Origin of the sequence: Streptomyces sp. NPDC086989, from assembly GCF_044745505.1 — a bacterium.
Classification (GTDB): Bacteria; Actinomycetota; Actinomycetes; order Streptomycetales; family Streptomycetaceae; genus Streptomyces.
Genome location: NZ_JBIVAL010000002.1, coordinates 573,967 through 592,532 on the forward strand (window position 1 = coordinate 573,967; position 18,566 = coordinate 592,532).

Here is an 18,566-nt window from a genome sequence, read left to right on the forward strand (position 1 = left end):
TTCTCCTGGTCAACCCAGGAGGAATGTTCCGTGAGCACCACCAGGAAGATCGCGGGTGCGGCGCTGGCCGCAGCCCTCGGCGTGAGCACGCTCGCCGCGTGCGGCGGCGGCAAGAAGGACGAGGGCGCCGCCGCGAGCGGGTCCCCGAAGTCCAAGACCGTCACGCTCGTCTCCCACGACTCCTTCAACGTGACCGACTCGGTCCTCAAGGAGTTCGAGCAGCAGAGCGGCTACACCGTCAAGGTCCTGAAGTCCGGGGACGCGGGCGCCGCCCTCAACCAGGAGATCCTCACCAAGGGCTCCCCGCGCGGCGACGTCTTCTTCGGCGTGGACAACACGCTGCTCTCGCGCGCCCTCGACAACGGCATCTTCACGCCGTACGAGGTCAAGGGCCTGGCCGACGTGAAGCCCGAGTACGTGCTCGACAAGGAGCACCGGGTGACCCCCATCGACTCCGGCGACATCTGCGTCAACTACGACAAGGCGTACTTCGCCGACAAGAAGATCGCCCCGCCGCAGACGCTCGACGACCTGATCAAGCCGGAGTACAAGAACCTGCTGGTCACCGAGAACGCGGCGACGTCCTCGCCGGGCCTCGGCTTCCTCCTCGCCTCCATCGGCAAGTACGGCGACGAGGGATGGAAGGACTACTGGACCAAGCTCAAGGCCAATGGCGTCGAGGTCGTCGACGGCTGGGAGCAGGCCTACAACGAGCGCTTCTCGGGCTCCGCCGGCGGCAAGAAGGCCAAGGGCGACCGCCCGCTGGTCGTCTCCTACGCCTCCAGCCCGCCGGCCGAGGTCCTCTACGGCGAGCCGCAGCCGGCCGAGGCCCCCACGGGCGTCTCCACCGGAACCTGCTTCCGCCAGGTCGAGTTCGCCGGCCTGCTCAAGGGCGCGAAGAACGAGGAGGGCGGCAAGGCGCTCCTCGACTTCCTGGTGGGCAAGAAGTTCCAGGAGGACATGCCGCTCCAGATGTTCGTGAACCCGGTGACCAAGGACGCGCAGCTGCCGGAGCTGTTCACGAAGCACGGCGTGGTCATCGAGAAGCCGGAGACCGTCCCTCCGGAGACCATCGCCAAGAACCGTGAGCAGTGGGTCAAGGCATGGTCCTCGCTCGTCGTGAAGTAGGACGCGAGGGCACTCCCGTGAAGGAGGGCGCGCGCGCCACGGCCTCCAGGCTCGCCCTGATGGCCGTGCCGCTCGCCTTCTTCGCGCTGTTCTTCGCCTACCCCGTGGCCGCGATCGTCGGCCGCGGGATCAAGACCGACGAGGGCTGGCAGTTCGGCCGGATCGGCGAGGTGCTGACCCGGCCGGACATCGCCGACGTGCTCTGGTTCACCACCTGGCAGGCGTGCGCCTCCACGGCGCTCACGCTGCTGATCGCACTCCCCGGCGCGTACGTCTTCGCGCGCTTCGAGTTCCCCGGCAAACAGCTGCTGCGGGCGGTGGTCACGGTCCCGTTCGTGCTGCCGACCGTGGTGGTCGGCACCGCCTTCCTGGCGCTGGTCGGGCGGGGCGGGCTGCTGGACGAGCTGTGGGGCGTGCGGCTGGACACCACCGTGTGGGCGATCCTGCTCGCGCACGTCTTCTTCAACTACGCCGTCGTCGTACGGACGGTCGGCGGCCTCTGGGCGCAGCTGGACCCGCGTCAGGAGGAGGCCGCCCGGGTGCTGGGCGCCGGGCGCTTCGCCGCCTGGCGGCGGGTGACGCTGCCCGCGCTCGGCCCGGCGGTGGCCGCGGCCGCGCTGATGGTGTTCCTGTTCACGTTCACCTCCTTCGGCGTCGTGCAGATCCTGGGCGGACCCTCGTACGCCACCCTGGAGGTGGAGGTCTACCGGCAGACCGCGCAGCTGCTGGACCTGTCGACGGCCGCCGTCCTGACGATGGTGCAGTTCGTCGCAGTCGGCCTGATCCTCGCCGTCCACGCCTGGACGGTGCGCCGGCGCGAGACCGCCCTGCGGCTCGTGGACCCGGCACGGACCGCGCACCGGCCGAGCGGGCCGGGGCAGCGCGCCCTGCTGGGCGGGGTGCTGCTGACCGTGGCGCTGCTGATCGTGGCGCCGCTGGTGGTCCTGGTGGAGCGCTCCCTCGACGCGCCCGGCGGTTACGGGTTCGGCTTCTACCGGGCGCTCCAGGAGGTGGGCGCGGGCGGCGGAACGTTCCTGGTGCCACCGCTGGAGGCCATCTGGAACTCGCTGCAGTACGCGCTCGCCGCCACCGCCATCGCCCTGCTGATCGGGGGGCTCGCGGCCGCGGCACTGACCCGGCGCGGGGGCCGCTTCGTGCGCGGGTTCGACGCGCTGCTGATGCTTCCGCTCGGGGTGTCGGCGGTGACCGTCGGCTTCGGGTTCCTGATCACCCTGGACGAGCCGCCGCTGGACCTGCGGACCTCGTGGATCCTGGTGCCGCTCGCGCAGGCGCTGGTGGGCGTGCCCTTCGTCGTACGGAGCATGCTGCCGGTGCTGCGTGCCGTGGACGGGCGGCTGCGGGAGGCCGCCGCCGTGCTCGGGGCGTCCCCGCTGCGGGCCTGGCGGGAGGTGGACCTGCCGCTGGTGCGGCGGGCGCTGCTGATCGCCGCCGGGTTCGCCTTCGCCGTCTCGCTCGGGGAGTTCGGCGCGACCGTGTTCATCGCCCGGCCCGACCGCCCGACGCTGCCGGTGGCCGTCGCCCGGCTGCTGGGGCGGGCCGGGGAGATGAACTACGGGCAGGCCATGGCCCTGAGCACGATTCTGATGCTGGTGTGCGCGGTGTCCCTGTTGCTGCTGGAGCGGCTGCGCCCGGACAAGACCTCGGGAGAGTTCTGATGACGTTGCTCGAACTGGCCGGGGTGTCGGTCCGCTTCGGCGAGCGTGCCGTCGTCGACGCTGTGGACCTGGATGTGGCCGAGCACGAGGTCGTCTGCGTGCTGGGGCCGAGCGGGAGCGGGAAGTCCACGCTGCTGCGGGTGGTGGCCGGACTCCAGCCGGTCTCGGCCGGGCGGGTCCTGCTGGACGGGGCGGACCAGGCGCGGGTGCCCGTGCACCGGCGCGGGGTCGGCCTGATGTTCCAGGACCACCAGTTGTTCCCGCACCGGGACGTGGCCGGGAACGTCGCGTTCGGGCTGCGCGTACGGGGTTCTGCCCGGGGCGCGTACGAGGCGAAGGTCGCGCAGTTGCTGGAACTGGTGGGCCTCCCCGGGGCCCAGGGCCGCTCGGTGGCCTCGCTGTCGGGAGGTGAGCAGCAGCGGGTCGCCCTGGCCCGGGCCCTGGCCCCCTCACCGCGGCTGCTGATGCTGGACGAACCGCTGGGACAGCTGGACCGGGGACTGCGCGAGCGGCTGGTGGTGGAGCTGCGGGAGTTGTTCTCCCGGCTCGGGACCACGGTCCTGGCCGTCACCCACGACCAGGGCGAGGCCTTCGCCCTGGCCGACCGGGTGGTGGTGATGCAGGACGGGCGGATCGCGCAGGCCGGGACCCCGCTGGAGGTCTGGCAGCGGCCGGCCTCGGAGTTCGTGGCGCGCTTCCTCGGCTTCGAGAACGTGATCCCGGCGGTGGTGTCGGGCGGGGCCGCGGTGACGGCCTGGGGAAGGGTCCAGGTGCCGGCCGGGTCGCCGGAGGGGGAGCAGACCCTGCTCATCCGGCCTGCCGGGGTGGTGCAGGCGGCCGCCGGTCTGCGGTGCGACGTGCTCGCGCGGACGTTCCGGGGGACGCACGTGGCGCTGCGGTTGCGGCCGGAGGCGGGGCCGGAGCTGGAGGCGGAGTGCGGGCTGGCCGGGGCGCCGGGGGTGGGTGACCGGGTGGCGGTGGCCTTCTCACCGGCCGAGGTGGTCGTGCTCCCGGCGGCATGACCACCGGGAGGTCCTGCTCCCCGCCCCACTCTTCCGCCGCCCCGCACCACGGACGGGAGGCGTCCCACCCCGTGGCCCCCGTGGCTCCGCCCCGGCCCCCGCGCCTCAGACGCCGGCGGGGCTGAGCTCTTCCGCCGGGGTCTGCGCTCCGTCGTGGTTGCCGTACCAGGCGACGGCGACCGCGCCCGTGACGGCGAGGACGAAGCCGAGGACCGCGAGCCACGCCAGGCCCGGACGGGACGCGTCGCCCAGCCAGAGGACACCGATCGCGCCCGGCAGGACGGTCTCGCCGACGACCAGCGCGGCCGTCGCGCCGTTCACCGAGCCGATCTGGAGGGCGACCGTGTGCAGGTACATGCCGCCGACGCCGGCCAGCACGATGGAGTAGAGGGCCGGGTCGGCGAGCAGCGTGCCCGGGGCGAAGGGGTCGATCCCGTCGAGGATCCGGACGCCGACGCCGAGCGCGCCGAAGGCCAGGCCCGACAGCAGGCCGGCCAGGATCGCGGCCCGGGCGCCCAGGAACCGGACGGCCACCGTGCCGCCCGCGATGATCAGCAGGGTCACCGCGAACAGCCACCAGTGCGTGGCCGCCGGGGCGTGGTGGCCGCCCTCGTGGCCGGCGGCCGTCGCCAGCAGCACCAGCGCCGCGCAGACGACCCCGATCGAGGTCCATTCCTTCCGGGTCAGCCGGATGCCCAGCATCTTGACGCTGAGCACGGCCGTGATGACCAGGTTGGCGCTGATCACCGTCTGGGAGAGGAAGAGGGGCAGCAGCCGGGCGGCCAGCGCGCCCAGCCCGAAGCCCACGAAGTCCAGGACGGTGCCGACGATGAACTCCCACGTCATGGCCGCCTTCGCGGTGGACGAGAGGTTCGGGCCGCCGTGCGCGGTCACGCCCGCGGCGGCCGGGGACGTCCGGGCCGCCCGGCGCGAGCCCACGGCTTGCAGGACGGATCCCGTGCCGTAGCAGATGGACGCCGCGATCGCGGTCAGCAGGCCTATGAGCACCGAGGGCTCCGTTCACGTCTGGCAGGTTTTTGCGTTTTGATTACCTATGGCAGACGTGCGATCGGGCCGGGAAGTTGCCTCGGGCCGCACCTCATTTCGCCGGGGCGCTCACTTCGACGCGGCGGTCACTTCATCGCGTCGAGCACGGCGGGCACTTCGTCCACCGAGTCGACCAGCGCGATCCGCGACGCCATCGCGCGTCCGCGCGCGAGCGCCTGCAGCAGCGGCCATGCCGGCAGGTGCTCGGTCCAGTGCGTCCGCCCGACCAGCACCATCGGCGTCGGCTCGCCCCGGGACCCGTAGTAATTGGGTGTGGCGTTGTCGAATATCTCCTGGAGGGTGCCCGCGGCGCCCGGCAGGAACACGACGCCGGCGTTGCAGCGGGCGAGCAGCCCGTCCTCCCGGGTGGCGTTCGCGAAGTACTTGGCGATGTGACCGGCGAACGCGTTGGGCGGCTCGTGCCCGTAGAACCAGGTGGGGATCCCCACCGAGTCGCCGCCGCAGGGCCAGCGGTCCCGCACGGTGAACGCCGCCCGCGCCCAGTCGGACACCGACGGCGTGAACGACGGGGCCTTGGCCAGGATCTCCAGCGCTTCCGTGAGGGCCTCGTCCGGGGCCGGCGCCAGGTAGGCGCCGAGGTTGGCCGCCTCCATCGCGCCCGGGCCGCCGCCCGTGGCCACGGTCGCTCCCCAGCGGGCCAGGGTCCGGCCGAGCTCGGCGGCGCCCTGGTAGTCCAGGCCGCCGCGGGCCATCGCGTGGCCGCCCATGACGCCCACCACCCGGGCGCCGGCGAGGTGTTCGTCGAGGGCGTCGGAGACCGCGTCGTCGTGGACGGAGCGCAGCATCGAGGAGAAGACGTCGCCGTCGGCCTTGGTCTCCTGGAACCAGGCGTACGACTGGGCGTCAGGGGTGGCCTCGTAGCCCGCGGACAGACCCGTGAACAGCTCGTCGGCGGTGTACAGCAGGCCGCGGTACGGGTTGAACGGAAGGTCCGGCACGGGTGGGAAGACGAGCGCGCCGTCGGCGCGCACCTTCGCCGAGGCGTCGGGCTCCATCGGGCAGCCCAGGAACACGGCCGCGGAGGTGTCGGCGGACAGCAGGGCGAACGTGCGCTCCATCAGGTTGACCGACTGGACCCGGTAGCCGCTGAGTGAACCGCGGGCCACGACCTGGTCGAATTCGGCGAGCGTCTCGATCTCGATGTCTGCGTTGACCATTCGGCCCACCCTAAGGGCTGCCCGTGTCAGCGGGTCAACGCCAGCGAGGTCAGCTGTGCCACACCCCACACGACCGGTCCGCACACGGCCACCAGTGCGGCGGCCCGCACCACCGCGGCGGTACGCAGGACAGAGCCCGGAGTTCCGAGGTCGCGCAGGGTCCGGCGGGAGGCGGAGCGGTCCTGGCGGACCTCCACCGCGCACGTGAGCAAGGTCGCACCCGCGCACAGCACCACCAGGGCGCAGGCCGGGCCGGTGAGCGGGCCCAGCGGGACGGCGAATCCGCCCCGGTCGCGCAGGGCCACGGCGGTGAGGGCGCCCGCGCCGACCGCGCACAGGACACCGAGCGGGCGGCCGAGCCGCGGCGCGTCCTCCTGGAGGGCCCGCCCGGCGAGCAGCCGCAGGGCGCCCGGGCGGACAGACTGGACCAGGGCCCCGCAGGCGTAGGCCAGGCCCGGCCCGGCGAGGGAGAGCCCGACGGCGGTGAGTGCCCATCCGGCCGGCATGCCCGCGCCGCCGAGGCCCGCGTACGCCTCGACCGCCAGTCCGCAGGCGGTGACGGCGATGCCCCAGGGCAGGGCGGTCTGCGGGGCCAGCGGGGGGTGCGGGCGCAGGGCGAGGGCCGTCGCGACGGAGGCCGCCAGCGGGAGCAGGGCCACCAGGGTCAGGGCCGCCGCCACGGGCAGCGGCCGGTCGGCGTGCAGCAGTGCGGCCCCGGCTCCGTCGAAGGGCAGCCCGGCGAGGTCGCCCCGCAGGTGCAGGAAGGCGGCCAGGGCCAGGGCGCTGCCCAGGGTGCAGGCGACGGCGGTGGAGAGCGCCGCGACGAACATGATCCGTACGGGGCCCAGCCCGACGGCGTCCAGCCCCTCCCGCGGCCGGGTCGCGGGGTCGGTCCGCGCGACGGCGACCGCGAACTGCACGGTGACGGCGAACGGGACCAGGGCCCACAGCAGCCGCGGGAACGATCCGACAGGGTGGGCGGTGGCCCCGGCGAGCACGTACAGCAGCAGGAATCCGGTGCCCGCGCAGGCGGCTGCGACCAGGAGCCGGCGCACCTGGACGAGCGGGCGGGAGCCGCGGGCTAGGCGGAGAGCGAGCACGCGGCCTGCCCTCCCGGACTCTCCTCGGGCGGACCGTCGACGTCGAGCACGCCGACGGCGGACGCGGCACTCGCGGGGCGGCCGTCGAGCAGGGCGACCCGGCGGTCGGCGACGGCGGCGGTCTCCTCGTCGTGGGTGGCCAGCAGCACGGTGATCCCGTGCGAGCGGGCCGCGGTGGTGAGCGTACGCAGCAGCAGGGCGCACTCGGTGCGGTGCAGCGGGGCGGTGGGTTCGTCGGCGAAGACCACGGAGGGTCCGCCCGCCAGCGCCCGGGCGAGGGCGACGCGCTGGGACTCGGCCCGGGTCAGGGAGCCGGGGCGCTTGCGGGCGAACGCGCCGATGTCGAGCCGGTCCAGCCATTCGCAGGCGGCGGCCTTGGCGGTGCGGTGGGAGGCGCCGGCGACCAGCAGGGGCAGGGCCGCGTTCTCCCACACCTTGAGTTCGGGCAGCAGCAGGGGCTCGGGGCCGATCCAGCCGAACCGGTCGCGGCGCAGCCGTTCGCGGGCCACGGCGCCCATGGTGTGGACGGGCACGCTGTTGAACCAGATCTCGCCCTGTTCGGGCACCAGATGGCCGGCCAGACAGCGCAGCAGGGTGGTCTTTCCGCTGCCGCGGGGGCCGGTCAGGGCCAGGATCTCGCCCTGACGGACACCGAGCGAGACCCCGATGAGGGCGGGTGAGCCTCCTGCGGACTTCGTCCGTGGGGACCCCCGGTGGGAGTAGTGAACGGACCGGGCCCAGAGGACGTCGTTGTCCGGTGGGGCGTTGTCCGGTGGAGCCACCATGGCGTACACCTCCGTCCGGGGGAACGAAGCGGAGCCGGTTCGGTCACTGGCGCCGCACTGAGATGTAAAGAGATGAACGTCTTGAATGGTGACAGCACGCGGCCCGGACCCCCCGTTCTCACTCGAACGGGCGATCCGGGCCGTGTGGTTCGGACTGTCTGCTGCTCTTCAGAGCTCTTAGAGCTTGGTCCACGCCTCGGTGAGCACCGAGCGCAGGATGCCTTCGATCTCGTCGAAGGTGCCCTGGTCCGCGATCAGCGGCGGGGCCAGCTGGATGACCGGGTCCCCACGGTCGTCGGCACGGCAGTACAGGCCGTTGTCGAAGAGCGCCTTGGAGAGGAAGCCGTAGAGCACGCGCTCCGTCTCCTCGTCCGTGAAGGACTCCTTGGTGACCTTGTCCTTGACGAGCTCGATGCCGTAGAAGAAGCCGTTGCCGCGGACGTCGCCGACGATCGGCAGGTCGTGCAGCTTCTGCAGCGTCTTGAGGAAGGCGCCCTCGTTGTCCAGCACGTGCTGGTTGAGGCCTTCCTTGTCGAAGATGTCGAGGTTGGCGATCGCCACCGCGGAGGACACCGGGTGTCCGCCGAAGGTGTAGCCGTGCAGGAAGGTGTTGTCACCCTTGTAGAACGGCTCGGCGAGGCGGTCCGAGATGATGCAGGCGCCGATCGGGGAGTAGCCCGAGGTCATGCCCTTGGCGCAGGTGATCATGTCCGGGACGTAGTCGAACTTGTCACAGGCGAACATCGTGCCGAGGCGGCCGAAGGCGCAGATCGTCTCGTCGGAGACGAGGAGCACGTCGTACTCGTCGCAGATCTCGCGGACCCGCTGGAAGTACCCGGGCGGCGGCGGGAAGCAGCCGCCCGCGTTCTGCACCGGCTCCAGGAAGACGGCGGCGACGGTGTCGGCACCCTCGAAGAGGATCTGCTGCTCGATCTGGTCGGCGCACCAGCGGCCGAAGGCCTCGGGGTCGTCGCCGTGGATCGGGGCGCGGTAGATGTTGGTGTTCGGCACCTTGTGCGCGCCGGGGACCAGCGGCTCGAAGGGGGCCTTCAGGGCCGGCAGACCGGTGATGGACAGGGCGCCCTGCGGGGTGCCGTGGTAGGCGACCGCACGCGAGATGACCTTGTACTTGGTGTGCTTGCCCTGCAGCTTGAAGTACTGCTTGGCGAGTTTCCACGCGGTCTCGACGGCTTCGCCGCCGCCGGTGGTGAAGAAGACCTTGTTCAGGTCGCCCGGGGCGTAGTGGGCGAGGCGCTCGGCCAGCTCGACGGCCTTGGGGTGGGCGTACGACCACACGGGGAAGAAGGCGAGCTCCTGGGCCTGCTTGTAGGCGACCTCGGCCAGTTCCTTGCGGCCGTGACCGGCGTTGACCACGAACAGTCCGGCGAGACCGTCCAGGTAGCGCTTGCCCTTGTCGTCGAAGATGTAGGTTCCCTCACCCCGAACGATGGTGGGGACGGGGGAGTTCTCGTACGACGACATGCGGGTGAAGTGCATCCACAGGTGGTCGTACGCGGTCTTGGAGAGGTCCTGGCTCACGGGCTATCGAGTTCCCCACATGTAGGTCTGCTTCTTCAGCTTCAGATATACGAAGCTTTCGGTTGATCGCACGCCGGGGAGCGCGCGGATCTTCTTGTTGATCGTCTCCAGCAGGTGGTCGTCGTCCTCGCAGACGATTTCCACCATCAGGTCGAACGAGCCCGCGGTCATGACCACGTACTCGCACTCGGCCATCTGGGTCAGTGCGTCGGCCACCGGGTCGAGGTCCCCCTCGACGTTGATGCCGACCATGGCCTGGCGCCGCAGACCCACGGTGAGCGGGTCGGTGACGGCGACGATCTGCATGACGCCCTGGTCGAGCAGCTTCTGCACGCGCTGGCGCACGGCTGCCTCCGACAGGCCGACGGCCTTGCCGATCGCTGCGTAGGGACGGCGACCGTCCTCCTGCAGTTGCTCGATGATCGCCAGGGACACAGCATCGACCGAAGGGGACGGTTGTCTGTTCCTGGAATCTGCGCTTCGACTGACCACGACCTCACTGTGCACGAGGAGTCGTCTGTTCCGCAAGACGGAATCGATGAAATCCGTTGTTTCGAGTCTTGGATCTCACCGATTTCGTAGTTCGTGATGTCTGGCCCTGCCGAAAGCGTCCGCCTAGGGGCTAGGATTGGGATTCGTCTCAATCGTTGGACATGTGATCAGGAGTGTGGCTGGAGTGACCACCGAACTGCGTCGTCTGCGCAACTACATCGGCGGAGAGTTCAAGGACGCCGCCGACGGGCGGACCACCGAGGTGGTCAACCCCGCCACCGGCGAGGTGTACGCCACCGCCCCGCTCTCCGGCCAGGCCGATGTCGACGCCGCCATGGCCGCCGCCGCTGCCGCCTTCCCGGGCTGGCGCGACACCACCCCGGCCGAGCGCCAGAAGGCCCTGCTCAAGATCGCGGACGCCTTCGAGGCGCGCGCGGACGAGCTCGTGGCCGCCGAGTCGGAGAACACCGGCAAGCCGCTGGGCCTCACGGCCAGCGAGGAGCTCCCGCCGATGGTGGACCAGATCCGCTTCTTCGCGGGTGCGGCCCGCCTCCTGGAGGGCCGCTCGGCCGGCGAGTACATGGACGGGATGACCTCGATCATCCGCCGTGAGCCGGTCGGCGTGTGTGCCCAGGTCGCGCCGTGGAACTACCCGATGATGATGGCCGTGTGGAAGTTCGCCCCGGCGATCGCCGCGGGCAACACCGTGGTGCTCAAGCCCTCGGACACCACCCCCGCCTCCACCGTCCTGATGGCGGAGATCATCGACTCGGTCCTGCCCAAGGGCGTCTTCAACGTCGTGTGCGGCGACCGCGAGACCGGCAAGGCCATGGTCGAGCACTCCACCCCGGCGATGGCCTCCATCACCGGCTCGGTACGCGCCGGCATGCAGGTCGCCGAGAGCGCCTCGAAGGACGTCAAGCGCGTCCACCTGGAGCTCGGCGGCAAGGCCCCCGTCGTGGTCTTCGAGGACGCCGACATCGCCAAGGCCGTCGAGGACATCGCGGTCGCCGGCTACTTCAACGCCGGCCAGGACTGCACCGCGGCGACCCGCGTGCTCGTGCACGAGTCCGTCCACGACGAGTTCGTGACCGCCCTCGCCAAGGCCGCCGCCGACACGAAGACCGGCCAGCCGGACGACGAGGACGTGCTCTACGGCCCGCTGAACAACCCGAACCAGCTCAAGCAGGTGGCCGGCTTCATCGAGCGCCTCCCCGCGCACGCCAAGGTCGAGGCGGGCGGCCACCAGGTCGGCGACAAGGGTTACTTCTACGCCCCGACCGTGGTCTCGGGCCTCAAGCAGGACGACGAGATCATCCAGAACGAGGTCTTCGGCCCCGTCATCACCGTCCAGTCCTTCACGGACGAGGCCCAGGCCCTCGAGTACGCGAACGGCGTCGAGTTCGCCCTCGCCTCCTCGGTGTGGACCAAGGACCACGGCCGGGCGATGCGCATGTCCAAGAACCTCGACTTCGGCTGCGTGTGGATCAACACCCACATCCCGCTCGTCGCCGAGATGCCGCACGGCGGCTTCAAGAAGTCCGGCTACGGCAAGGACCTCTCCGCCTATGGCTTCGAGGACTACACCCGCATCAAGCACGTGATGACCTCGCTCGACGGCTGACCGGTCTCCGCGGAGGTCGCATCGATCATCGAAGAGCCTTGAGGGGGCGGGCAGTAGACAATGTGTCTATTGCCCGCCCTCTTCTCGTCCCCGAGGCTTTGCCCATGCCTGAACTCGCCTTCTCCCGCCGCGCTGCGCTGCGCGGCCTCGGTGCCGCCGGCCTGTTCGCGGCCCTCACCGGCTGCGGTGTGCCCGCCGCGTACGTCCCCGAGGATCGACGGGGCGGACCGGACCGCTCCGACCGGGACAAGAGCGTCGCCTTCTCCAACTGGCCGCTGTACATCGACACCGATGACAAGGACGAGGAGCGTCGCCCCACGCTGGACGCCTTCACGGAGAAGACCGGCATCCAGGTCCGGTACACCGAGGAGATCAACGACAACGACGAGTTCTTCGGCAAGGTCAGCCCGGCCCTCATGAACCACCAGGAGACCGGTCACGACCTGGTGGTGGTCAGCGACTGGATGGCCGCCCGCTTCGTCCACCTGGGCTGGGCCCAGAAGATGGACCGCTCGGCGCAGCCCAACGTGGCCGCGCACCTGGACCCGCAACTGCGGTCCCCCGCCTTCGACGAGGGCCGCCTCCACACCGTCCCCTGGCAGTCGGGGATCACCGGCATCGCCTACAACCGCAAGGCGCTGGGGCGGGAGATCAAGTCCGTCCAGGACCTCTGGCACCCGGACCTGGCCGGCAAGGTCACCCTCTTCTCCGGCCTGGACGAGTCCTTCGCCCTCCTGATGCAGGGCAACGGCGTGGACGTCACGCGGTGGACCGAGTCCGACTTCCACCGGATGTGCGACCAGGTGGAGAGCATGGTGAAGAAGAAGCACATCCGCCGCTTCACCGGCAACGACTACACCTCCGATCTGAGCAAGGGGGACGTCCTGGCCTGCCAGGCGTACTCCGGTGACGCCATCCAGCTGCAGGCCGACAACCCGGACATCGAGTTCGTGGTCCCGGAGGAGGGGGCCGAGCTCTGGGCCGAGAGCCTGCTGGTCCCCAACCTGGCCCGCCACAAGGCCAACGCCGAGGCCCTGGTGGACTACTACTACGCCCCGGAGGTGGCCGCCGAGCTCGCCGCCGCCGTCAACTACGTCTGTCCGGTCCCCGCCGCCCGCGAGGTCCTGGCCGGCTCCGACGACAAGGAGACCGCACAGCTCGCCGAGAACCCACTGGTCTTCCCCGACGGTGAGATGCGCAAGCGGCTCGTCGTGGCCCGGGACATCTCCTCGGCCGAGCGCCGTTCGTTCGCCCAGCGCTGGAACGCCATCGTCGGCCTCTGAGGCCGGGCGACGGCCCAGATGATCACGGTCCCGCCATAGAATTGAACATGTTCATGATTTTTGCTGAACGCGTTCAGAAACGGGCGTACGCTTTCTTCCATGAGCGAGAGAAGCGCCCTTCAGCGGCGGATCCGTGCCTGGCTGGTCCTGTTCATCGTCTGCCTCGTGCTCAGTGGTCTCACCGCCTTCCCCCTGGTCACCGAACTGCACTGGGCCAACTCGCTCGTGTCCCACGCGTGGCTCCAGCGCGTGGGCGACGGGCTGGACCGCGCGGACGGGGACTACCCCTTCCTCCTCTACGGCACCGACTGGCTCGCCTTCGCCCACCTGGTGATCGCGGTCTTCTTCTACGGAGTCCACCGCGACCCCGTCCGCAACGTCTGGATCGTCGAAGCCGGCATGATCGCCTGCGTCGGCGTGATCCCCCTGGCCCTCATCTGCGGCCCCGTCCGGGGGATCCCCTTCGGGTGGAGCCTCATCGACATGTCGTTCGGCGTCTTCGGGGTCATCCCCCTGCTGGTGCTCCGCCGCATGATCAAGCGCCTGGAGGCGCTGCCCGCCTGACCGCTACCGGGCGAAGGCCGCCATGACGATTCCGTAGGCAACCTTGTTCATGTCCTGCCCCTTCGCGTCGGTGGAGTTCACCGAGTAGACGAGCGTGCGCGAGAGATCGCGCGCCCCGCCGATCACCGTGCTGTAGCCGTACCGGGAGCCCGTCTTGCCGTAGACCACCGTGCCGTCGGGCAGGACGAACCGCTTCATCCCCGCGGTCTGTACGGCGTCCTCCCCGGAGTCGAAGTCCTTGACCGCGGGCACCGTGAACATCTCCTCCAGCTGCGCCCTCGGCACCACCCGGCCCGCGAACAGGGCCTGGGTGAACTTCTCCAGGTCGGCCGTGGTCGATATCAGGTCCCCCGCGGCCCAGTTGGACGAGGAGTTCCAGTCGGTCACGTCCACCAGGGCGCTCCCACCGCCCGGCTTGTCCACGGCCTGGTAGCCGTGGTGGTGCGGGCCGGGTATCCGGTTCTCCCCACGCCCCGGAACCGACGTGTGGTGCAGGCCGAGCGGCTTCAGGATCCTTTCGGACAGGGCCTGTTCGTACGTCGTCCCCGTCAGCTTCTCGATCAGCACGGCCAGGACCGTGTAGTCGATGTTGAGGTAGTGCTGCTTCTCACCCGGCTTGAACTCGGGGCCCTTGGCCACCGCCCCGGCGATCAGCGCGTGCGGATCGACCACGTCGAACCGGTGGGCGTACTGCGCCTCGAACGAATCCCCCGGCCCCTCGGCCGGCTGTATGCCGCTCGTGTAGTTCAGCAACTGCCGCACGCTGACCGGCTCGAAGCCCTTCGGGCCGGACGGCAGCAGCCCGGGCAGGTACTGCTGCACCGGCCTGTCCAGATCGACCCTGCCCTCGGCGGCAAGCTGGAGCACCACCGCCGCCGTGAACGTCTTCGTCACCGAACCGGCCCGGAACCGGGCGTCGTCGAACGCCTTGCGTCCGGTGCGGACATCGGCCACGCCGGAACTGCCCACCCATCGGCCGCTCGTACCGCCCACCCGGACCAGCGCGGCCGTCGCGTCCCCGTTCCCCGGGCCGACGCCGGCGATCGCCCTGCGCAGCGCCGTCGCATCGGGCGCGGTCGTGTACACGGGCGGGTACACATCGCGGGCCGACATCGGCACGGCGGCCGGAGCGGCATGGGCCACGGCCGGTCCGGCCGCGATGCCCAGGACCAGGGCGGTGGCGATCAGTGCGCGCGTACGTACCTTCATGGCGGGATCCCCCTGTGAGTTCGTCCGGGCCCCAGCGGCCCCGATGACTCAATGCTGCAGGTCACCCGGGTCCTCGCGGATCACCACCAAGAGGGGTCTTCACCGGTACGACAACTCACCGGCGCGAGGGAGCCCGCCCTTGCCCTCTCACTCCCCAGAGGGAGATACCCCCGAGGCACCTGCGCCCCCGGCCCCTGCCCCTGCCCCTGCCCCTGCCCCGGCTCCCGCCCCGGTCCCCGCTGCGGTCCCCACTCCGGCCGCGATCAGACCCGTCTCGTACGCGCAGATCACCGCCTGGATCCGGTCCCGCAGCCCCAGCTTCGCCAGCACGTGCCCCACGTGCGACTTCACGGTGTGCTCGCTCACCACCAGCGCGGCCGCGATCTCCGCGTTCGACAACCCCCGCCCCAGGTGCAGCAGCGTCTCCCGCTCCCGCGCCGTGAGCACCTCCAGCCGCTGCGCGGACAGCGCCCCCGCCGCCGGCCGCGCCGTCACCGCCGTGTACTCCTCGATCAGCCGCCGGGCCACCGACGGCGCCAGCAGCGACTCGCCCGCCGCCACCACCCGTACGGCGTGCACCAGATCGTCGCGCCGCACGTCCTTCAGCAGGAACCCGCTCGCCCCCGCGTGCAGGGCCTCGTACACGTACTCGTCCGAGTCGAACGTCGTCAGCATCACCGTCCGGCAGGACGTCCCGGCCGAGATCGTCCGGCACGCCCCGATCCCGTCGAGCACCGGCATCCGGACGTCCAGCAGCGCCACGTCCGGCCGCAGCTCCCGCACCGCCGCCACCGCCGCCGCGCCGTCCCCGGCCTCCGCGACGACCTCGATGTCGTCCTGCGCGTCCAGGATCATCGCGAAGCCGCTGCGCACCAGCTCCTGGTCGTCCGCCACCACCACACGGATCGTCAACTCCCCACCTCCAGCGGCGAGGTTACTAGTACGACCCGGACCGAGAACCCCAGGCCGGCGGGGCCCGGACCGCACTCCGCCGTGCCGCCGTGCGCCGCCGCCCGCTCCCGGATCCCGATCAGCCCGTGCCCGCCGGACGCCGCCCCCGGTACCGACGCCCGTACCGGCGCCAGGCCCCGCCCGTCGTCCGTCACCGTCACCGTGAGCGTCCGCGGCCCGTACTCCAGCCGGACCGACACCGCCGACGCCCCGGCGTGCTTCAGTACGTTCGTCAGCGCCTCCTGAACCACCCGGTGCACCGTCGCCTCCAGCGCCGCCGGCAGCGCGCGCACCACGCCCGTCCGCTCGTACGAGACCTCCAGCCCGCTGCCCCGGACCCGCTCCAGCAGCGCGGGCAGTTCCCCGATCCCGGGCTGCGGCGACCGCGGAGCCGCCTCGCGCCCCGCCTCGTGCGCCGGCGGCCCGTCCGTCCGCAGCACGCCCAGCATGGTCCGCAGCTGCGCCATCGCGTCGCGCCCCGTCTCCGCGATCGCGTCGAACGCCGCCTCCGCCCGCTCCGGGGCCCGGCGCACCGCCACCGGACCGGCCTCCGCCTGCACGATCATGATGCTGACGGCATGCGAGAGGACGTCGTGCATCTCGCGTGCTATCCGGGCCCGTTCGCGGGCCGCCGCCTGTTCCGCCTCGATCCGGTTCGCCCGCTCCAACTCGGCCGCCCGGGCCTCGACGGCCTCCGTGTACGCCTGCCGCGTGTACTGGAGCCGCCCCAGGGCGTAGGCCGCCGCGAAGACGAACAGCGCGAACAGCAGCTCCCTGGCCGTCCCGGTGTTGAGCGCCACCGAGACGAGGATGAGCACGGTCAGGGTCACGCCCATCGTGATCCGCACCCGGGCGGGGCACAGCAGCGCCATCGTGTACACCCCGATCAGCGGTGCGTACGGCAGCGGCTGGCCGGGGCCGTCCAGCGCCAGCGTGTAGAGCGTCCCCGCCGCGACCATCCCGAAGATCGCCGCCACGGGCGCCCGCCGCCGCCACACCAGCGGCAGATTGCCCAGTGTGGTCAGCAGGTACGCCGGCCAGGTGGCCGGAGAATCGTGCGGATCGCGGGGTACGACGAACGGAATCGTCGTCGCCACCTGGACCAGCAGCGTCAGCCCCAGGTCCCGCCACCGCGGATCCGCCCATCGGATCCGCTCCCCCCGGGCGCGTATCACCGCCCGGACCGCCCGAGCTCGGCCCGTACGCGGCACAGCGCGTCCACCCGGTTGGTGGTGACGGCGTCCACCCCCGCCGCGATCAGCCTGCGCATCGTCCGCGTGGTGTCCGCCGTCCAGGCCGAGACCAGCAGGCCCTCCTTGTGGAGGGCGTCCGTCAGCTCCCGGTCGACCAGCCCGAAGCGGTAGTTGAGCCAGGCCGGCGCCACCGCGTCGATCAGCACCCGGCGCGGCGGCGACAGCGTGGTCCACGTCAGTGCGATCTCGGCCCCCGGATCGGCCGCGCGCACCGCCAGCATGGTGTCCGGGCCCGCGCAGTAGTACGTACGGTCGCGCGCCCCGCACTCCCGCACCTGGCCGACGACCGTCCGTACGGCTTCCGCCGTCGCCCCGGGCAGGTCGATCATCACGCGGCCCGCGCCCGCCGCCATGAGGGCCTCGGGCAGCGTCGGGACGCGCCCGCCCGTCAATTCCTTGAGCTGCGGGGCCGTGACGGCGTCGAGCCGCACGTCATGGCCCCACAGCCGCTGGAGCGTGTCGTCGTGGAGGAGGACCGGCATCCCGTCACGGGTCAGCCGTACGTCGATCTCGACGGCGTCGGCCCCGCGGAGGAAGGCCGAGCGGATCGAGGGCAGGGTGTTCTCGCGGACACGGTAGGGATCGCCGCGGTGGCCGACGGCAGTCAGGGTGCGCATGACTGCCATTGTCGGCGTTCCCGGCGGCCGGCGGCCCGTCAGCGCGCCAGCCAGGCCTCGGTGTACGCGTCGATCTCCGCGCTGAGCTCCGCCTTGCCGGCGTCGTCCAGGAAGGAGGCCTCGACGGCGTTCTTCGCCAGCTGCGCGAGCCCGCGCTCGTCGAGGTCCAGCAGACGTGCGGCCACCGCGTACTCGTTGTTGAGGTCGGAGCCGAACATCGGCGGGTCGTCGCTGTTGATGGTGACGAGCACGCCCGCCTCCACCATCTCCTTGACCGGGTGCCGGTCCAGGTCGGTCACGGCGCGCGTGGCGATGTTGGAGGTCGGGCAGACCTCCAGGGCGATCCGGTGCTCGGCGAGGTAGGCCAGGAGCTGCGGGTCCCGGGTGGCGCTGGTGCCGTGGCCGATGCGCTCGGCGCCCAGTTCGCGGATCGAGTCCCAGATCGTCTCCGGGCCGGTGGTCTCGCCCGCGTGCGGCACGCTGTGCAGGCCGGCGGCCCGGGCGGCGTCGAAGTACGGCTTGAACTGCGGGCGCGGGACACCGATCTCGGGGCCGCCGAGGCCGAAGGAGACCAGGCCCTCCGGGCGCAGGTCGACGGCGAGGCGCGCGGTCTCGGCGGCGGCCTCCAGGCCCGCCTCGCCCGGGATGTCGAAGCACCAGCGCAGGACGACGCCGAGTTCGGTCTCGGCGGCCTTGCGGGCGTCCTCGATGGCCTCCATGAACGCCTTCTCGTCGATGCCGCGGCGGGTGGACGAGTACGGGGTGATGGTCAGTTCGGCGTAGCGGATGTTCTGCCGGGCCATGTCGCGGGCGACTTCGAAGGTCAGGGTGCGGACGTCGGCGGGGGTGCGGACCAGGTCGACGACGGACAGGTAGACCTCGATGAAGTGCGCGAAGTCGGTGAACGTGAAGTAGTCGGCGAGTGCCTCGGGGTCCGTGGGGACCTTGGAGTCGGGGTGGCGGGCGGCGAGTTCGGCCACGATGCGCGGGGAGGCCGAACCGACGTGGTGGACGTGGAGTTCCGCCTTGGGCAGCCCCGCGATGAAGGGGTTCAGGTCGGGCATGAAGGAGCCTCCGGGAGGACGCGGGTGGGACATG

17 protein-coding genes are annotated in these 18,566 nt (G+C 71.4%); 6 read left to right on the top strand and 11 right to left on the bottom strand.

The window, feature by feature from the left end; translation table 11 throughout:
• Positions 1 to 30 precede the first annotated feature (30 nt).
• Genes ACIPK4_RS06350 through ACIPK4_RS06360 form a run of 3 tightly spaced genes read left to right on the top strand, consistent with a single transcriptional unit; the run spans position 31 to position 3,826 of the window.
• Positions 31 to 1,128 (top strand): thiamine ABC transporter substrate binding subunit, encoded by a 1,098-nt coding sequence (locus ACIPK4_RS06350; protein WP_402309607.1) that lies wholly within the window; start codon positions 31 to 33, stop codon positions 1,126 to 1,128.
• A gap of 59 nt (positions 1,129 to 1,187) precedes the next feature.
• Positions 1,188 to 2,804 (top strand): ABC transporter permease, encoded by a 1,617-nt coding sequence (locus ACIPK4_RS06355; RefSeq protein ID WP_402309742.1) that lies wholly within the window; start codon positions 1,188 to 1,190, stop codon positions 2,802 to 2,804.
• Positions 2,804 to 3,826: an ABC transporter ATP-binding protein gene (locus ACIPK4_RS06360; RefSeq protein WP_402309608.1), complete on the top strand. Its 1,023-nt coding sequence runs from the start codon at positions 2,804 to 2,806 to the stop codon at positions 3,824 to 3,826. The genes ACIPK4_RS06355 and ACIPK4_RS06360 overlap by 1 nt, the downstream gene beginning before the upstream one ends.
• A 105-nt stretch (positions 3,827 to 3,931) precedes the next feature.
• Here ACIPK4_RS06360 and ACIPK4_RS06365 read toward each other — a convergent pair whose 3' ends face one another.
• The 6 genes from ACIPK4_RS06365 to ACIPK4_RS06390 all read right to left on the bottom strand — a co-directional run bounded on the left by ACIPK4_RS06365 (position 3,932) and on the right by ACIPK4_RS06390 (position 9,982).
• Positions 3,932 to 4,834, bottom strand: coding sequence for a hypothetical protein (locus tag ACIPK4_RS06365; RefSeq protein WP_402309610.1), 903 nt, complete (start codon positions 4,832 to 4,834; stop codon positions 3,932 to 3,934).
• Between the two features lie 125 nt (positions 4,835 to 4,959).
• Entirely contained in the window at positions 4,960 to 6,051 is a 1,092-nt protein-coding gene (locus ACIPK4_RS06370) for an LOG family protein (protein ID WP_402309612.1), read from the bottom strand.
• A 26-nt stretch (positions 6,052 to 6,077) separates the two neighbouring features.
• The gene (locus ACIPK4_RS06375) at positions 6,078 to 7,151 is read right to left on the bottom strand and encodes a hypothetical protein (protein WP_402309614.1); all 1,074 of its coding nucleotides are present in this window, start codon (positions 7,149 to 7,151) and stop codon (positions 6,078 to 6,080) included.
• Positions 7,133 to 7,936: an ABC transporter ATP-binding protein gene (locus tag ACIPK4_RS06380; RefSeq protein ID WP_402309616.1), complete on the bottom strand. Its 804-nt coding sequence runs from the start codon at positions 7,934 to 7,936 to the stop codon at positions 7,133 to 7,135. The genes ACIPK4_RS06375 and ACIPK4_RS06380 overlap by 19 nt, the downstream gene beginning before the upstream one ends.
• 177 nt (positions 7,937 to 8,113) lie before the next feature.
• Positions 8,114 to 9,475, bottom strand: coding sequence for an aspartate aminotransferase family protein (locus ACIPK4_RS06385; protein ID WP_376202461.1), 1,362 nt, complete (start codon positions 9,473 to 9,475; stop codon positions 8,114 to 8,116).
• Between the two features lie 3 nt (positions 9,476 to 9,478).
• A complete protein-coding gene (locus ACIPK4_RS06390) occupies positions 9,479 to 9,982 on the bottom strand; it encodes an Lrp/AsnC family transcriptional regulator (RefSeq protein WP_030298396.1) in 504 nt (167 codons plus the stop codon).
• 169 nt (positions 9,983 to 10,151) lie between these two features.
• On the opposite strand from ACIPK4_RS06390, the gene ACIPK4_RS06395 reads away from it, so the two are divergent.
• The 3 genes from ACIPK4_RS06395 to ACIPK4_RS06405 all read left to right on the top strand — a co-directional run bounded on the left by ACIPK4_RS06395 (position 10,152) and on the right by ACIPK4_RS06405 (position 13,438).
• Positions 10,152 to 11,591, top strand: a complete 1,440-nt coding sequence (locus ACIPK4_RS06395; RefSeq protein WP_402309617.1) for a gamma-aminobutyraldehyde dehydrogenase — start codon at positions 10,152 to 10,154, stop codon at positions 11,589 to 11,591.
• 104 nt (positions 11,592 to 11,695) lie between these two features.
• Positions 11,696 to 12,874 (top strand): PotD/PotF family extracellular solute-binding protein, encoded by a 1,179-nt coding sequence (locus ACIPK4_RS06400; RefSeq protein WP_402309619.1) that lies wholly within the window; start codon positions 11,696 to 11,698, stop codon positions 12,872 to 12,874.
• Between the two features lie 99 nt (positions 12,875 to 12,973).
• On the top strand, positions 12,974 to 13,438 hold the full coding sequence (locus tag ACIPK4_RS06405; RefSeq protein ID WP_402309620.1) for a hypothetical protein: 465 nt from the start codon (positions 12,974 to 12,976) through the stop codon (positions 13,436 to 13,438).
• Between the two features lie 3 nt (positions 13,439 to 13,441).
• Here the strand turns inward: ACIPK4_RS06405 and ACIPK4_RS06410 are convergent, their stop codons facing one another.
• From ACIPK4_RS06410 to ACIPK4_RS06430, 5 genes are all read right to left on the bottom strand, one after another.
• On the bottom strand, positions 13,442 to 14,647 hold the full coding sequence (locus ACIPK4_RS06410) for a serine hydrolase domain-containing protein (protein ID WP_402309622.1): 1,206 nt from the start codon (positions 14,645 to 14,647) through the stop codon (positions 13,442 to 13,444).
• Positions 14,648 to 14,794: 147 nt separating this feature from the next.
• Complete coding sequence (locus ACIPK4_RS06415) at positions 14,795 to 15,559, bottom strand: response regulator (RefSeq protein WP_402309624.1); 765 nt, start codon at positions 15,557 to 15,559, stop codon at positions 14,795 to 14,797.
• Positions 15,556 to 16,773: a sensor histidine kinase gene (locus ACIPK4_RS06420; RefSeq protein WP_402309626.1), complete on the bottom strand. Its 1,218-nt coding sequence runs from the start codon at positions 16,771 to 16,773 to the stop codon at positions 15,556 to 15,558. Before ACIPK4_RS06420 ends, ACIPK4_RS06415 begins: the two co-directional genes overlap by 4 nt.
• Positions 16,770 to 17,477 (bottom strand): glycerophosphodiester phosphodiesterase, encoded by a 708-nt coding sequence (locus ACIPK4_RS06425; protein WP_402309627.1) that lies wholly within the window; start codon positions 17,475 to 17,477, stop codon positions 16,770 to 16,772. Before ACIPK4_RS06425 ends, ACIPK4_RS06420 begins: the two co-directional genes overlap by 4 nt.
• Before the next feature lie 29 nt (positions 17,478 to 17,506).
• On the bottom strand, positions 17,507 to 18,532 hold the full coding sequence (locus ACIPK4_RS06430; RefSeq protein ID WP_402309629.1) for an adenosine deaminase: 1,026 nt from the start codon (positions 18,530 to 18,532) through the stop codon (positions 17,507 to 17,509).
• Between the last annotated feature and the right edge of the window lie 34 nt (positions 18,533 to 18,566).

Bases quoted from the DNA above. Each gene is read 5' to 3' on its own strand.
- ACIPK4_RS06355 (WP_402309742.1), top strand. From the start codon at position 1,188: ATGGCCGTGCCGCTCGCCTTCTTCGCGCTGTTCTTCGCCTACCCCGTG.
- ACIPK4_RS06360 (WP_402309608.1), top strand. From the start codon at position 2,804: ATGACGTTGCTCGAACTGGCCGGGGTGTCGGTCCGCTTCGGCGAGCGT.
- ACIPK4_RS06370 (WP_402309612.1), bottom strand. From the start codon at position 6,051: ATGGTCAACGCAGACATCGAGATCGAGACGCTCGCCGAATTCGACCAG.
- ACIPK4_RS06380 (WP_402309616.1), bottom strand. From the start codon at position 7,936: ATGGTGGCTCCACCGGACAACGCCCCACCGGACAACGACGTCCTCTGG.
- ACIPK4_RS06400 (WP_402309619.1), top strand. From the start codon at position 11,696: ATGCCTGAACTCGCCTTCTCCCGCCGCGCTGCGCTGCGCGGCCTCGGT.
- ACIPK4_RS06405 (WP_402309620.1), top strand. From the start codon at position 12,974: ATGAGCGAGAGAAGCGCCCTTCAGCGGCGGATCCGTGCCTGGCTGGTC.
- ACIPK4_RS06410 (WP_402309622.1), bottom strand. From the start codon at position 14,647: ATGAAGGTACGTACGCGCGCACTGATCGCCACCGCCCTGGTCCTGGGC.
- ACIPK4_RS06425 (WP_402309627.1), bottom strand. From the start codon at position 17,477: ATGGCAGTCATGCGCACCCTGACTGCCGTCGGCCACCGCGGCGATCCC.
- ACIPK4_RS06430 (WP_402309629.1), bottom strand. From the start codon at position 18,532: ATGCCCGACCTGAACCCCTTCATCGCGGGGCTGCCCAAGGCGGAACTC.